Annotated in this window: 16 protein-coding genes; 5 read left to right on the forward strand and 11 right to left on the reverse strand. The window is 43.1% G+C overall.

Annotated elements, in window-relative coordinates; all coding sequences use genetic code 11:
- Positions 1-317: 317 nt before the first annotated feature.
- The 8 genes from NSU15_RS30030 to NSU15_RS30065 all read right to left on the reverse strand — a co-directional run bounded on the left by NSU15_RS30030 (position 318) and on the right by NSU15_RS30065 (position 8,271).
- Entirely contained in the window at positions 318-1,016 is a 699-nt protein-coding gene (locus tag NSU15_RS30030) for an ABC transporter ATP-binding protein (protein WP_339288602.1), read from the reverse strand.
- A complete protein-coding gene (locus NSU15_RS30035; protein WP_339288603.1) occupies positions 1,016-2,137 on the reverse strand; it encodes an FtsX-like permease family protein in 1,122 nt (373 codons plus the stop codon). Before NSU15_RS30035 ends, NSU15_RS30030 begins: the two co-directional genes overlap by 1 nt.
- Before the next feature lie 122 nt (positions 2,138-2,259).
- A complete protein-coding gene (locus NSU15_RS30040) occupies positions 2,260-2,826 on the reverse strand; it encodes a TetR/AcrR family transcriptional regulator (protein WP_042131631.1) in 567 nt (188 codons plus the stop codon).
- Between the two features lie 160 nt (positions 2,827-2,986).
- Positions 2,987-3,898, reverse strand: a complete 912-nt coding sequence (gene hprK, locus NSU15_RS30045) for an HPr(Ser) kinase/phosphatase (RefSeq protein WP_042131632.1) — start codon at positions 3,896-3,898, stop codon at positions 2,987-2,989.
- 149 nt (positions 3,899-4,047) lie between these two features.
- The gene (locus NSU15_RS30050) at positions 4,048-5,364 is read right to left on the reverse strand and encodes an extracellular solute-binding protein (RefSeq protein ID WP_339288605.1); all 1,317 of its coding nucleotides are present in this window, start codon (positions 5,362-5,364) and stop codon (positions 4,048-4,050) included.
- Positions 5,365-5,412: 48 nt separating this feature from the next.
- Positions 5,413-6,522 carry an efflux RND transporter periplasmic adaptor subunit gene (locus NSU15_RS30055; RefSeq protein WP_339288606.1) on the reverse strand — a complete coding sequence of 370 codons (1,110 nt, stop codon included), beginning with the start codon at positions 6,520-6,522 and terminating at the stop codon, positions 5,413-5,415.
- 10 nt (positions 6,523-6,532) lie between these two features.
- Positions 6,533-7,390, reverse strand: a complete 858-nt coding sequence (locus NSU15_RS30060) for a carbohydrate ABC transporter permease (RefSeq protein ID WP_339288607.1) — start codon at positions 7,388-7,390, stop codon at positions 6,533-6,535.
- A 14-nt stretch (positions 7,391-7,404) separates the two neighbouring features.
- Complete coding sequence (locus tag NSU15_RS30065) at positions 7,405-8,271, reverse strand: sugar ABC transporter permease (RefSeq protein ID WP_339288609.1); 867 nt, start codon at positions 8,269-8,271, stop codon at positions 7,405-7,407.
- A gap of 176 nt (positions 8,272-8,447) precedes the next feature.
- Between NSU15_RS30065 and NSU15_RS30070 the strand changes: the two genes are divergently transcribed.
- The 5 genes from NSU15_RS30070 (at position 8,448) to NSU15_RS30090 (ending at position 12,885) form a co-directional block, all read left to right on the forward strand.
- Positions 8,448-9,158 carry a response regulator transcription factor gene (locus NSU15_RS30070; protein ID WP_339288610.1) on the forward strand — a complete coding sequence of 237 codons (711 nt, stop codon included), beginning with the start codon at positions 8,448-8,450 and terminating at the stop codon, positions 9,156-9,158.
- Position 9,159: 1 nt separating this feature from the next.
- Entirely contained in the window at positions 9,160-10,548 is a 1,389-nt protein-coding gene (locus tag NSU15_RS30075) for a HAMP domain-containing sensor histidine kinase (protein ID WP_339288611.1), read from the forward strand.
- Between the two features lie 147 nt (positions 10,549-10,695).
- On the forward strand, positions 10,696-11,286 hold the full coding sequence (locus NSU15_RS30080) for an urea carboxylase-associated family protein (protein ID WP_076120379.1): 591 nt from the start codon (positions 10,696-10,698) through the stop codon (positions 11,284-11,286).
- Positions 11,287-11,392: 106 nt separating this feature from the next.
- Complete coding sequence (locus NSU15_RS30085; protein WP_042131634.1) at positions 11,393-12,019, forward strand: LysE family transporter; 627 nt, start codon at positions 11,393-11,395, stop codon at positions 12,017-12,019.
- A 92-nt stretch (positions 12,020-12,111) separates the two neighbouring features.
- Positions 12,112-12,885 (forward strand): YqcI/YcgG family protein, encoded by a 774-nt coding sequence (locus NSU15_RS30090; protein ID WP_339288614.1) that lies wholly within the window; start codon positions 12,112-12,114, stop codon positions 12,883-12,885.
- A 4-nt stretch (positions 12,886-12,889) separates the two neighbouring features.
- Here NSU15_RS30090 and NSU15_RS30095 read toward each other — a convergent pair whose 3' ends face one another.
- The 3 genes from NSU15_RS30095 to NSU15_RS30105 form a co-directional block, all read right to left on the reverse strand.
- On the reverse strand, positions 12,890-14,200 hold the full coding sequence (locus NSU15_RS30095; RefSeq protein ID WP_076120381.1) for an amino acid permease: 1,311 nt from the start codon (positions 14,198-14,200) through the stop codon (positions 12,890-12,892).
- Positions 14,201-14,345: 145 nt separating this feature from the next.
- Entirely contained in the window at positions 14,346-14,930 is a 585-nt protein-coding gene (locus tag NSU15_RS30100) for a spore coat protein (protein WP_042132573.1), read from the reverse strand.
- A 131-nt stretch (positions 14,931-15,061) separates the two neighbouring features.
- Positions 15,062-15,649, reverse strand: coding sequence for a DUF1349 domain-containing protein (locus tag NSU15_RS30105; protein WP_042131637.1), 588 nt, complete (start codon positions 15,647-15,649; stop codon positions 15,062-15,064).
- Positions 15,650-15,744: the final 95 nt, after the last annotated feature.

Here is a 15,744-nt window from a genome sequence, read left to right on the forward strand (position 1 = left end):
TTATAGCCTATGACCTTCCAATCATGCATGCCCTCCTGCATATCCATACCCTTGAGGCGGTTATACCTAGGAATAGTATGTCGTAATAGGAATACAATCATCAAAAAAAAGCGCCGTGTCATCCACAGTCGCTCTTTGTTTACTATTCTTTTCACTATGAGAGCAGCCTTTAACAAAAGATTCAAACACAGCAACTGACTCGAACTGGTTGAGTACACCCTCTGATCTTAAATGATCCTCTAATTTCTCAATTAGATCTAGAACGGCTAATCTTAGCGGCTCTAAATCCGCCTGGGTTAATAGTACGAAGGCATAATTTATTTATAAACATCTTTTAGAGGAAACAAAGATAACTTACCATCCTCCATCCGGTATACTTTATCACAATATTCAAGCATACGCTCATCATGAGTAACCATAATCGCTGCTTTCTGGCGTGACTTCACCTCTTGCGCAATTAGACTAACTACTTCATGGGCCCGTTTAGTATCCAAACTTGCTGTAGGCTCGTCCGCCAAGATGACATTAGGATTATTTATTAATGCCCGAGCGATGGCTGTCCGTTGCTTTTCCCCACCTGATAACTCTTCTGGAAGACTTGTTAGCTTCGCGCCAAGACCCAGCTCTTCGAGCAGCTTAGCCGCCAATTGCTTATCCTCTCTAGTTACTTTACTCGACATCCTTTTTACTATTAGCAATTGATCCAAAACATTTAAATAAGGAACCAAATTTGAAGATTGCATAATAAATCCGATTTCTTGTAGTCTTATATTCGACAGTTCTTTGGCAGAAAGCGTAGAAATAGAATGCCCATTCAGCTTAACTTCCCCTTCTGAAGCTTCAAGCATCGCTCCAGCAATAGACAAGAACGTACTTTTACCTGAACCCGACGGTCCAACTACAGCCACGAACTCACCCGGCTCGACCGACAGCCTTACATGATCAAGTGCGGCGATACGATTACTTCCTTCAGCATAGTATTTTGTAACATCATTCATTTGTAATCCCTTAGTCATTATTCAATCCTCCCCAATGCCTGTAGCGGATCAATCTTTGTAATCTTTCGAACGGATACCATCGAACTTAACACAGCGATAATTAGTAAGATTACAGAATAAGTTACGACAAGATTCGTTTCCAGCTTGAAAGGCATACCCTTCGGCATAATGGCGGCTGTCCCATAAGTCAGTAAGATTCCAATTACAATACTAGTCAAAGAAATTATAAATACTTGCGATACAATGGCTTTTCCAAGGAATTTGTTACTAGCACCTATAGCTTTCATAATGCCAAACTGGTTGGTCTTCTGCATCGTAATTACATAGAAGAACACTCCAAGCACGAATGCTGAGATCGCCAGCAAAAATGCTAGCATCATTAAAATCGTACCATTCTCTTCCTTGTAGCCTGGCATCCCTTGAACAGCTCCTGCCCGGGTAACCGTATCCGTACCTGATAATTTGCTATTTATTACTTCTGGATCGATATCCTTGCCTTGCAGCATAATTGCATTAACCGGACCTGGAACTCCTTTATCTGAACCCGGAGCAGCAAAATTAATCTTCCGCCACTCCTCCATCGGAGTAAATACGGAAGCAACGTGGTTATAGGTCTGATCCTTCACAAACCCGACAATCGTCAATGATTCCGTTGTACCGTCTAACTGAAAAGTATCACCGAGGCTATAGCCCTCATCCTTCATGGTCGAGTTCACCAGTACACCAGTAGAATTCTCAGAAGTTAAGCTCTCCCCTTCCACGATAGCCGGCTCCAAGAAACTTCCTGGATTAATTCCTATAATTGCGATGTCTACCTTGTCCTCGTTCTTAGCACCTTGCCCTTTCAGCGCTGTTGCCATTGTACTTCCCATCGGTGCTGCAGCACTAACATTTGGCAATAGCTCCACTTTGGCCAATAACTGCTCAGACAGAAGGGACTTGCTCATCGAAGACTGCGACCCTTCTTCAAAAACTACATAATCAGCCTTCATAGTCTTGAATGTGGATGCAGCTAGTGTAGATAATCCAGTACCTAAACCTGATAAAATGAATACCAACCAAGCAATTAATACAAAAATAACGGTAATCATTGAAAACTTCATTTTACTATGCATCAATTCCTTCATAGCTAAGAACATTATCTTTTTCAGCTCCCTTTACATTTAATTTGACACATGTGTCAAATTAAATGGCACTGACACACGTCTAATTTATTAAACAACATAAATGACACATGTGTCAAATTTTATTCAAAATTAAATTAGCTCTTTGCGCCCCCAATCCACATTTCAAATAACACCTTACCCCAATCAGGCGTTGGGATATTTAACATATTAGGTGTATTAATTAGGTTAAAAAAAACGCCAATAAGTACAGGAAGTGGGATATCCTTCCGAAGGCTATTTTCCTGCTGTGCGCGTGCGAACAAGCCAGATAACTGAATCTTAAGAGTCTTATGTGCTTCCTCAATAAATTCAAGGTCTCTCGCCGCTGCAGCAGAATTCGCTGTGTTTATTTTACTGGCATCTCCCAGGAGCTGATGGAGCGAAGATTCTTCTACGTAAATAAGAAGTAACTGCTCAAGAGCGTCCATGGGATTTGCCTCATTAATTGTTAATGCCTTATCTAATACCGCTGCGATTACGCGCTTCATACAAGCGGCAACGATCTCTTCTTTATTAGAATAATATTGATAAATGGTACTTCGGGCGCCGGACAGATGCTGCGAGAGCAACTTGAGATGAAAGCCATCATAGCCATGATCCAATACTAATTTTTTTGTCATATCAAGCAGCTCGGCTTCAGTAAAAGATTGTTTTCTACCCATGATTCATCCCCTTTTCATTATTATCAGTTTAGCACACACAAAAAGTAATGCGTAGGTCATAATAAATAGACAGACTGTCCATAAGCAGTACTCTCACCTGCGGACAGTCCTTTCAAAAATACTAGGATATTCTATTTATTGATATGTTTTACCTTCACGACTACATCCCGTTTTCAATCCTCTGCATAAACTCTTCAACAGCGCTATAGCCAAGCTGCTTCAGATACCAGTTGTTAGCGGCAGCTTCGATTAGACCAGCTACGTCACGGCCGGGCTGAAGCTGGATTTCAATATGCGGAATTTGAACACCGAGATAATCTGTGAACTTCGGCTCCAGTTCGAGCTCATTGTTCAAGGAATTCTCTCGCCAAGGAGACAACTCGATGTCGAGTACAATTCGCGTCTCATCCTGAAAAGCTCTACGCCCGTACTGGCGTACAACGTTGATCAGACCAATACTGCGCAGCGCTAGGAATTCGCGGGTCGTCTCGTTATGTGTGCCGAGAAGCGTCGCTGGTCCCAGCTTCTTCAGCACCACGATATCATCCGCCACAAACCGATGGCCTCTTCTAATAAGCGTATGCGCGGTTTCGCTTTTTCCAATTCCTGACTTGCCCCTGAGTAGGACACCTATACCAGACACGTTTACACATACCCCATGAATTGAAAGCTCTGGCGCTAGCGCCTTCACTAGATAGGTATCAATCTTTGCAATGATCTCTGTCGTCGTCTCCTGCGTCCGAAGCAGCGGGATGCCCTCTTCTTCGCAGAATAGAGTTAAATAAGGAATCTCCTGCTGACCTGTCGTCACAATAAAGCAGGGTGGATGATACTTGACGATATTACCAATATGTAACTTGCGTTCTTCAACGCTTAGGGTTAACAGATAATTGATTTCCTTGCAGCCCAATACTTGTACCCGCTTCGTTGGGAAAAAATCAAAGTAACCCACGAACTCCAGACCAGGTCTATGCGCCTTTGAACGAGTGATTTCACGATCCATACAGCTAGCACCTGCAAGCACTTCCAGCTTAAACGTCTCCGTAAGGCTTTGAACGGTAGTCGATTTCAATGTTGTTCCCTCCTGTGGCTGCGTATCTTGAATACGCAATACGGTTAACGGGATATATTCAACGACAAATGGGATGATTCCTGCAAAATAAACAAAAGGCGCTCCATCACCGTTGAATGATTGAGCGCCTATCGATTAGAACGTTCTATTTACTCGTTAATGTAAGTGTTGACTCGATTTTGAATCAGCTTGCTGACGTCTTCAGCGGATTTCTGACCATTCATATATGAATCAAACTCTTCAATTGCAATTGAAACGACCTTATGATCACTAGATAAATTCCTACTTGCTCCATCTAGAAGCTGATGTAATTCTTGGATTTTAGTTTCTACAGTCTCAGCATCAAACTTCTGTTCTAGAAGAGGTAGTGTTCCCGCTACTGCCTGCTGCTTAGCATCATTAAGCTGTTTCTCCACAGTTCCCTTATGCAGCGGAAAGCCCTGTACCACTGGTGAAGATTGCATATCTTCGGAAAGCATGAACTTAATAAAGTTCCAAGCTTCATCTTGAACCTTGGACTTGCTGTTAATGCCTAAAGTAAAGTATGACTTAAATGGAGTTCCGTTATATTTTCCATTGACTGTTGGATTTTGATATAGTTTAAGCTTTGGATCAAGAACTTGAGAGAGGCCTGACATTGGATCGAAAAGGTTAGCTTTGCTGAACAAAGTTTTGGAATAATCGTACGAAAATTCCTCTTTAAGTACGCCTTCATCATACATCAATTTGATTTGCTTCATCATGTCTCGAAACAGATCAGAATCAAAATTAGCTTGACCTTGATCAATGAGCTTATCATAATTCGCTTCTATATACTCCGCTAACATTTGGATCGGAAATAGATTAACAAATGCTACATAATCCTCACCAACTTGTTCCTTAAGCTTTTTAGAAATTTTTTTAAATCCATCCCATGTCCAGGTCTTATCATCGATTTTAATATTAGCTTTTTCTAACAACTCTGTATTCCCAGTAAGCGCGTCGATGACAAATGAGAATGGCATTGCATACAATCCGTCCCCATCCTGGGAGTTCTTAAAGATATTTTGATAGTAATGATTTCGATCAAATTCTGAGTCCTGATCCATCAGATCATAGAAATTAGTCAGCATGTTCTTGGCGACATATTTGTCCTGCGGCAGATCGTTCATTACGATGATGTCTGCCCCTTTGCCGGACATCATCTGTGTGCTAACCGTTTGTATATATTTCTCAACATCGCTCTTTGAGAATGATTCGCTCGATGTCATTTCCTCCGTTTGAGGTCTGGCTAGATACTCTTTGATTTCAATTTGTATATCTGGGCGAATTTTTTTATATTGCTTAACCGCCTCATCTAAATAAGGAGTTACCGCCATGGTCGCAATCTCAATCTTATTGCCATTCTGGCCTGATTTTTCATTAGATGATCCTTCTGTACCTGATCCCACGCTGCTGCTAGAGCATCCCGATAATACGACTATCATTGCTAATAAGGACAAAACCCATCTTCTTTTCAAATTCATTCATTCCCTTCAATATACTCGGATTCGATTACCTTCCTGAAGTGGTTCACTTGATTCAATAATGATCTCATCATCAGGACTTAAGCCGCTCACAGTTACAATCTCATCTTCGGTTGAATCACCCGTTACAATATAAGCCTTGCGTGCAATAAACGTATTGCCGAGTGAGCTTTTCTTCTCCTCAACTACAAAGACATAGCTCCCTGTTGTATCTTTGTGAACCCATTTCTTTGGTAACACATAACCTTTTTCATTTGACTCCTTCTTTATATCCAGACTGACTTGTTCGCCGCCTTTAATACCATCATCGGAGACAGAAACGACAATCTGATAACTCGATTTATCGAATGATTCTTCTTCACTGCTCTCTTGGGATGCAGCTTTAATCTCTTCAATTACACCGTTAACCAGTGTATTGTCTTTCTGCAATCGAACAGAAACCTTAGATCCAATCTCGAATAATGCCGTATTATCCGACTCGACAGCAAATGAAAATTCGAAGCCCTTACCACTATCCATTAAGGTCAGGATTGTCCCCCCTTGTGAAGCATTTATACTATCCTCTGCTGTAATCTTTGTGACTTTTCCATCAAAGGGGGCAGTCAGTGTCTGTTTATCCGCTTTATCTTTGCGCAGCTTATTCATCTTTCTTTGCGCCAGTTCAAGATCCATATTATCCAGTTCAAGAGCTCGCTCTGCCTTGGCAATCACCTGCTCATCACCATCTATCAAAGCATTAAGCATATCCTCCTCCAGAATCTCCCGATTTAACTGTTGTTTCTTTAGCGTCGTTTCCTCTTGATAAATCTGCTCATCCAGATCAAAGCTATCAAATGTCACGAGCTTTTGCCCCTTCTTAACCTCATCATTCTCTTTTACATGTACCTTCACAATTTTTGAGCCAGTCTCATTCAACAAATCTACCTGCTTTCGAGGTGTTAAGACTCCACTCCCTTTAACCTGATGAACTAATGATTTCGAGGTAAGTTTCTCCGTAACTACTTTGGGCAGCGTCATCGTTTCGAGTGTTCTGCTAAAGAAAGTCAGGCCAGCCAATATCGCAAAGAACAATACAAACAAAGCAGCCGTTAATCGTTGTCGCTTAGATGTGCTTGTCATCTCATTTCCCCTATCCTTTAATTCCAGAAAGCTCTATGCCCTCAATAAAATATCGTTCCGCCAAAAGAAACAAGAGAATCATAGGCGTCATATACAAGACCGCGGCCGCAAAGGATACCCCAAGCGCATCTTCCTGTAGACGAGATAGAAAAATGGACAAGGGCTGCAAATTGGCATCCTGCAGAAAGATCAGGGGCTGCTCCACCATATTCCAGTAATCTGCAAACAGCAGAACAACAAGCGCTGCCATTCCAGGTTTAACCATAGGCAGGACAATCCTGATAAAAGATCGAAAATAACCCGCCCCATCCATTTGGGCTGCTTCCATATATGCCGTTGGAATTTGGAGCATAAATTGTCTGAGCAGGAACACACCAAACGCCGCAAATACCCCTGGTAAAATAATGGAGCTTGGACTATTAATCAGCCCTAGCCGATCGGACATGATATAGTTCGGCACAAGCGTGACCTGGAACGGCATGAGCATCGTGATCAGATACATAATAAATAATGGCTCTCTGCCAGGAAAACGCAGCTTGGCAAATGCAAATGCCGCTAATGTTGCCACCACGACCTGGCCTATAATAATTGGAAACACCATAAATACAGAGTTCCAGAACATACGAAGAAATTGCGAGGTTGAAATAAGCACCTTATAAAATTGCCCCAGCGAAACCCAATCTGGAACCAGCTTCAAATTCACAAAATCGTTCATCTGTGTGTTACCTAACATGCCGTAATTCAGCATAATTTCCTTCTCCGTCATCAAGGAGCTTACCATTGTAAGTACAACTGGAAATAGCATTACCAGCGCGATTACGGCTAAGAAAATAGTAAGTAGCATGGTTCTTATCTGTTTCTTGTTCATCTACACCCCTCCCTTTACTCCATAAATGAACGGAACTTATGTTCAACTCGGAAGAGCATCAACACAATGACTAAAATGCAGAGCACCATTAAGAAAGCTGCAGCCGACAGCTTTTGAATATCGAGCGATAAGAACATATTGTTCATATAGTGCTGAAGCATATAGATACTGTCATGAGGATAGTCACCCGCAACTAAATAAATTTCCCGAAATACCTTGAATGAGTTCAGAATCGACATCAGCATCACTAAAAATCCTGTCGGTATTAAATAAATCAAGGTGATCTGGTGCTTACGAGCCCAGCTTGCACCTTCCAGGTTTGCTATCTCATAATATTGATCTGGGATATTTTGCAGTCCAGCCAAGAATAGAACCACATTATAGCCAATGTTTTTCCATACATAGATAAAAATAATGACCCCTTGCGCCCACTCTGATTTCATCCAATCGATCCGCTCAATTCCAATCCACTCTAATGCATGATTGAAAAAACCATTCCAGTCAAATAGGATCTGCCATACGAGCACAATTGACGCTACTGGAACAACCAGTGGCAGTACATAAGAGGTACGCAGCCAATTCCGAAGGTAGACTCGTTTGTTAAGCAGCATGGCAAGAGAAAGTGACAACAGCATAAGGATCGGAACACCAATTATTGTGAACCAGAATGTATTCCCTGCCGCCTTTTGAAAGGACGAGCTAGCTAATAGGCTCTGATAATTGGCAAGCGATAACCCTGCCTCACCACTCGGATTCTCAAATGAAAATACAACACTCTGACCAAACGGAATCAAATAAAATAGCGCAAACCCGATCAAACTCGGAGCAAGAAAGCAGAACGCCACAAGAATCTCCTTGCGAGCCAAATATGAAATTCTCACAGCCTCAACCTCCTTTCGAGCTTGTTCCATACAAGCAACATGTTTACCGTACAAATAACTATTCTATAGATCAGCTTCGGTATTAATTTGGAGCAATTGTGGAAAAAGTATGGAAAAGCCCGCTTGAAAGGACAACTTTGTTAGAATAATAGATGTATTGGTTAGGGGGGCTGTTGATGAAGAACTATCAAATCGCAATCGTTGAAGATGATTGTCATATAAGAGATATCGTTGAGAATTTTTTACAGAAGGAAGGCTATAGCACCATATCGTTAGGTGCAGCAGAAGAAGCGCTCATGTTATGGAACACAGAGCGGCCGGATATGTGGATTCTAGACATCATGCTTCCAGGTATGAATGGCTACGAATTCTGCAAACAAATTCGCAAGGAAGCCGAAGTTCCTATTATTATGATCTCTGCTCGTGATGAGGAAGTTGATAAGATACTTGGACTTGAGCTTGGAAGCGATGATTATTTAACTAAGCCTTTCAGCCCACGTGAGCTGGTCGCACGAGTAAATCGTTTATTCCATCGGCTTAACTCCCTTACAGAAAGATCAGAACAGAGTATAGTCTCTTCTAAATCAAACGACCTCATCATCGATGAGCTTCGTCTAGTATTAGATAGTCGTCTGGTTTACTGGAGGTCTAAAGAAATTGAAATGACGGTGAAGGAATTTTCATTGCTTCATACCTTAGCAGCGCAACCGAATCGTGCTTTTTCTCGCAATGAGTTGTTAACTTTAGTGTGGGGGGATGACTATTTCGGTAGCGATCGGGCAATTGACGATTTAGTCAAAAGACTTCGTCGTAAAATGGAAGACCTGCCTCTTGAAACCGTTTGGGGCTATGGTTATCGAATGCGCGTGGATGGAGTGAAGACCTAACATGAAACTAATCTATAAGCTTCATTTATCATTTGGAATATTACTGGTATGCGTACTCGTACTTACAGCTACATTCGTTTATCCTCTACTAATGGACACACTAATCAATAATCAAAGAGAAGAGCTAAGATCACAAGGCAGTGCAATGATGGAGTTGGTCAATTCGTTACCTGTTCAAGACCAAACACCTTCTCAGTCAGCAGCAGCTATCGTACAGCCGGCTCAAGAAATTAATAGATCCGTCGATGCGTTACTCATAGAGCCGAATCGTAATATATTATTTAGTACAATGACTGAAGCGCAGACACAGACATGGCTACCGCTCATTGAACAGCATTCAAGTCACAATCAGCAGGATTTATGGGAAAATGGACAGGAGAAATATATTGTTGAGACCTTAACTTCTAATCCACAGAATCTTGATCCAGCTAGTGCTGTAACCCCAGCCACCCTTGTCTTGTCTACACCGCTGAGCAAAGTGAAATCATATCAATCAGAGCTTTTTACAAGAATGATGTTCATTATGGTGATTGGGGGCATTATTGCCTTTGGCCTAAGTTTATTTATTACCAAACGTCTCGTTACTCCTCTTGAGAAATTAAAGCTTGAGCTCAAAAAAGTTGAAAAACGCCAATTCGATGAGGTGCAGCTCATTCAAACTGGCGGGGAAATTGGTGAGGTAGCCCAAAGTGTCCATCATCTCGCAGGAGAACTTAAACAATACCATCATGCTCAAAGACAATTTTTCCAGAATGCTTCTCATGAACTTAAGACCCCACTAATGACGATTCAAGGTTATGCAGAGGGAATACGAGATGGTATTTTCACCGGGGATCGTGCTGACAATGGTCTTGATGTCATCTCAAGTGAATGTGAACGACTTAAGGGAATTGTTACAGAGATGATCTTGTTAGCCAAGCTTGAAAGTGAAGATGGTATTTTTGATCAAGAAGAAGTGTCAGTAGAACAATTAATCGATAAAACCGCCGATCGAATACGTCCATTAGCTATAAATGAGAGAGTTGACATCAAAGTAAAGTACGAGGTGGATAACCCGAGAAAACTTCATATTCATGGAGATTCGGAAAAACTCTTACAAGCAGTACTAAATATTATGAGCAATGCGATCAGACATGCATCACAAGCCGTGGATATAGAAATTTCGGAGCAGGATGGACAAGTGCAGATCGATGTCATTGATGATGGTCAAGGTATTCCTGATCAATTACTGCCTCAGCTATTTCAGCGTTTTATTAAAGGTAAGAATGGAGAAACGGGACTTGGACTCGCCATTTCACGTGCAATTGTTGAACGGTGCGACGGTACTATATCCGCTCATAACGGAGAGCAGGGTGGAGCTATCTTTCGAATGAGTTTCCCTTCAAAATAAATGCATTCTGATGCTCAAAGATTGTCATCGAATCGAATACGAACTCTTTCTATGATGCCGCCAGACAGCTCTATACTTTGCATGACTTTTTTGGCAAAGAGCCATACTAACCCTCACAGACTATGACTATCCCGAAGGAGAGTACTGATGAGCGAACAACAATGGCTGATTCCAGCAACCAAGGGATTGGGCTTCAAGTTGGACAAAGGACAGATTGTCCGGGTAACCGATGTAGAGGGTGAGCAGGTAGCCGATTTCGCTGCTTATAACGCCGTTCGCCCTAATGAACGGATTGACCCCGGTGTAACGATAGATGCTCTAGGCAAGATGAATGTGCTCCCGGGGGACATCCTCTATTCCAACCAATACAGACCACTGCTTACGATTATTAAGGATACTGTGAGGCGCCATGATTTCATTAATTCTGCCTGCCGTCCCGAGATGTATGAGGTGCTGTATAACAAAAAGGATCACGCCAGCTGCTACAATAACCTGAATGAGGCACTGGCGGAGTTTGGCCTGCCCGCTCCCGATCAGCATTATCCGTTTAATCTTTTTATGAATACTGTCATTGATCCTTCTGGAAAAGTCAGCGTGGAGCGACCGCTTTCTAAAGCTGGGGATTATATTGAGCTGCGGGCTGAGATGGATCTGATCATTGCCATATCGGCTTGTCCCTGCTCCGAAAGTGTCTGCAATGGGTATAAATGTACACCGATTGCCGTAGAGATCCTTTAGAGTATGTCGCAAAGAGGTTAGTGCCAAAAGGCTCGTCTTCTAACTTACCTACTTCTTGAATAGAATGACTTGTACAAGTTAACATCTCATTCAAGGAGCGATGACCATGAATAGCTTTTTAACCTATATCGTACTCGGAATATCGTTATCTGCACCGATTGGTCCCATCAATGCAGCCCAGCTCGACCGGGGAGCGCGGATGGGATTTTTCCAATCCTGGATGATTGGACTGGGAGCCATGTGTGCAGATTTAGTGTATATGCTACTCATTTACTTTGGACTAGCCCACTTTCTGAATACCCCGTTTATGAAAACCTTCCTGTGGACATTCGGCAGCTTCGTTCTCCTTTATACCGGAATTGACACTTTGAAAAATATCAATGCCGTGCCTGGATCCGCCTCGCGTGGTGCACAGACCGGTACTAGCGCCTTCCGTACTGGCTTTTTGATGGCACTGATGAACCCACTCAGCATTCTCTTCTGGTTAGGCATCTACGGCTCCATTCTGGCCAAAAGCATAGAAAATCAACATTTGGATCAGGTGCTGTGGAATAGCATGGGTATTTTTGTTGGTATTCTACTCTGGGATGTAGTGATGGCGATGTTGTCTAGCTTCCTTCATCGGTTCACCGGCCCTTCTATGCTCCGATTCATTTCCCTTACCGCGGGGATTTGCCTTCTTGGTTTTGGCATCTACTTCGGTTTTCAGGCTTTTACACAGTTGTTTGGCTAATATGTTTAACAAGCAGGAGCTTTTCTAGGCCTTCACCCATCTCCCTCCCTTCGCATAGGATGTTTTGAACTTAATGAGGAGGGTGTTTTTGGATGGCCCATTTGAACACAAAGGTCTGGCTCGATGAGCATCTAGCTGAGCTGACATACTGGCAGCAGGATGCTTTTCGTCAATTTACATCTATGATTGCAGATCCCGAAGGTAAATACCCCTGTATTCCGGGACGTCAGGGGTTTCTGTCCAATCATTTGCGTTTTGGTTTCGTAGCTGATCCACGAAGTGAGGAATCTGCAATAGAGGTCGCTCAATTACTTCGTCAATATGGGGAATGCTCACGGGATACCGGCAAATATGCGTCCCTTGTTCTTTTTTTCGAAACACCGGAAGATTTGGCCAAAGGTTTCACCATTGAGGAATATGAGGATTTGTTCTGGTCGGTTCTGGACCGCGTCAGCGCGGTGGACACGGTGCCCTGGCCGGATGAAATTTCTACAGATCCCTCCCATCCTTCGTGGGAGTTCTGCTTTGGTGGGCATCCGTATTTTGCGTTCTGCGCAACCCCGGCGCATGAGCTGCGGAGAAGCCGCCATACCCCTTATTTTGTCATTGCCTTTCAGCCGCGTTGGGTATTTGAGAATATTAACGATTCTACCGCATTTGGGCGCAATATGAAGAAGCAGATCCGCAAGAAGCTCGCTGACTACGATAGTGTTCCCGCACATCCTTCCCTTCAATGGTATGGGCAGGAGAGCAATTTAGAATGGAAGCAATATTTTCTACGAGATGACGAGAGTGCACCGTCTAAATGTCCATATACTTATATGAAGAACAAGTTCAAAGCAATAGGAATGAAATTTCACTCTTAAGCGCTTATGAAGTTTGTCCGCGTTTTTTCAAAAGGTGCTCCCTAAACCAGGTAATCAACGCAATGACACAGATGATCAGAAGGCTGGACCAGAAGCCGGGACGGCCCCCTTTTTCAAAAAGTGTACCTGCCACGGCAGCAATGATCAGCGCCATAGCGACCATGGATCTAATCCAACCGCCCATCTTTGGTTTCAGTAACTTAAGGAAAGAGGCAAGGATGAATAGCCATGTGTACAAAATAACTAGACCGGCCGCTGTGGTAATATGCTCAAAAATTTGCTTTGGCAGAAACAAGCTCAGTACAATTGTCACGCACAGGCCCAGCATATTGATACCAAGCGCGTAGAGCGGCATCTCCCTTTTTCCTTTAGTCACCGCCAGCCAAGAAGGAGCATCTTTATCCTCAGCCAAGGTCACCAGCATAGTCGAGACCGCATACAATGAAGCCACTAGAATGGAGAATCCGGCCACGATCATTACCCCATTCAGCACATATACAAGAATAGGTAGTTCCATCGCTTCAAGTGCAGCAATAATTGAGCTTTGATCAGGTCTCACTTTCTCAGGGCTCACGAATAATAGGGCGAGTCCTATCGATAGTACATACAGCAAGGTCACGCCCAGCAGCATAAACCTGCCTGCTTTCGGAGCTTCTTTGGAGTCCCGGAGATCCGACGCCATAAAGCCCATGACCTCAATGCCGCCAAAAGCATAGAACGCATAAAGTAATCCTTTCCAGGCACCCATCCAGCCTTTATTCAGCCATGCTGCCGAACTGTGAAGCGTATCCCAATTCCCCCTCCCTCTCAAAAGGGCAACCGCAGCGACCACGATAAACATCAGTACCGCGGCGATTTTAATCATGGCGAATAGATTTTCCGCTTTGTTAATCCCCTGGCTGCCTAGAATAATGACCAGCAGACCCATCACAGCATAAATTGCGGTAAAAATCCAAAGCGGCCAGCTCGGAAACCAGACCCGCGAGAACAGGCCCAAGGCAGTTAAGGTGCTGCCAAGTATTAGAATTTCTGAACACCAATAGATCCAACCCATGCCAAAGCCTGCCCAGCGGCCAAAAGCCTCCTTGGCATAACTACGAAAAGAACCTTTTTGAGGATCCTGCATAGTCATTTGGGCTAGCGCCTCATAGACGAACAAAGTTGCCACAGCCGCCAACACAAAAATAACCAACACCAATAATCCGCTTTTACGGATAGCGATGCTGGAACCAAGAAAGAATCCCGTGCCAATCGTGCAACCTACACCAAATAGAGTAAGCTGCCACCAAGGTAGCTTGCCAGTTGGAGTACCCATATGTATATCCCCTCCGTCTGGTTTTACTATGCGTTATCGGGTGCTATTTTATTCTGGTACAAGCTTAGGCAGGCACAAGAAAACCCGGCCTCTGTTCAATAACGAACGAAGCCGGGTAATTTACAATTTAGAGATCGGTAGTGCTCTAGTTGCTTGTCGGCATCTGAGGAGATCCGGCAGCAGGAACATAGGCATCCAGCATCTGCTGTATTACTGAAACCTGAAGCTGCGGAACCTGATAATAGGCATGTTTGTTCTGATAAAGAAACAACTCATAACCCATTTCAATAAATTGCTGCACCTGTGAAGCCAATACCCGGCGTAGCGCTGGGTTCGTCACTTCAGGTGATGACATGGCCAGCAAAGAGGCATGGGATTTGATTAGACCAAGCATATACCCGCTGACCCCTGCATCTTTCACATCTGTCAGTGACGTGTTAGGCTTCTTCGGCTGGGCAGGTTGGAGGCCGTAAACTGGCTGTGTCATATTCGGGATGAGATAGGTAGCCGTTTCCTGGCTCGGCTTTTGCCCTGTCTTAAAACATTGGCAGGTCAAGTTGTACTGATCCAGCATGAAATTGTACTGACGATCCAAGATGGACAGAAGCTCCTGATCCTGAACAAAAGTTCTGAATATCATGAACTGGTCCAGTACATTGATCTGGCAGGACAATACCTCGTGCACATCGAACATTTCGTGGGCGCCGTGACCTAGCTGCTGTCCGCCCATCGTCACGCTTCCTGACTGTAGTTGCTGCTGCAAAGTATATTCTCCTTTGTTCTTAGATGAGTACCCTCTATAATATGAAGGAGAAGATAGCCAATTATGCATGCTGTAGCCGCTTGAGTGCTTTATGAATCTTATTTGTGCTCCAACCACCGACATTCTGTTATTTCTAATTCTGTGAATGTTGCTGTAAATGACGAATCCTCTGGACTACAAGCATATAAACCAAAGTTTATATGCTCACTCCCTTCAAACAAATGGAATATACGCATCTGCTTAAATGTAATTCCATCAAGAGAATTTTCAACACAGAAGTCACTCTCACGCCGACTTAATCTGTAATACATTGTTTTTATTGTTGCATCGATATCTGTTGTTGCCCAATCTGAATATCCGTGATTCGTAACTACGCTACCCAATCTTTGATATTCTTCATTCTCATATTCAATCGATGCCTTGAACCAATTGTCACTGTCCTGATAAATAATTACTCCACACTGGTCAAATCTATGAGCGCTGTCAAAATCAGTTTTTACTATAAAAGAAAAGTATTTCTCGTCCGTCTTCATTAGCAGCGCAGGTGCATTATCATTTCTAAACCCATAATAGGTGCGTTGCCAAAAATCAGTATTAGGCTCAGTTACAATTTCAATCCTGTCATCTGTAATAGAAAAAGTGCTCGTTGGATGTTGCCAAAAGAGATTTTCTTTTATAAATTTCATTTCACTGCTCCTTATCTAACATGTCTTATGATCACTTTAACGGAGTAACTTTAGCTTTACAACTCTCCCTCAAGAAAGTTAATAAGCTGAAAATG

Origin of the sequence: Paenibacillus sp. FSL E2-0201, assembly GCF_037963325.1 — a bacterium.
GTDB lineage: Bacteria > Bacillota > Bacilli > Paenibacillales > Paenibacillaceae > Paenibacillus_AQ.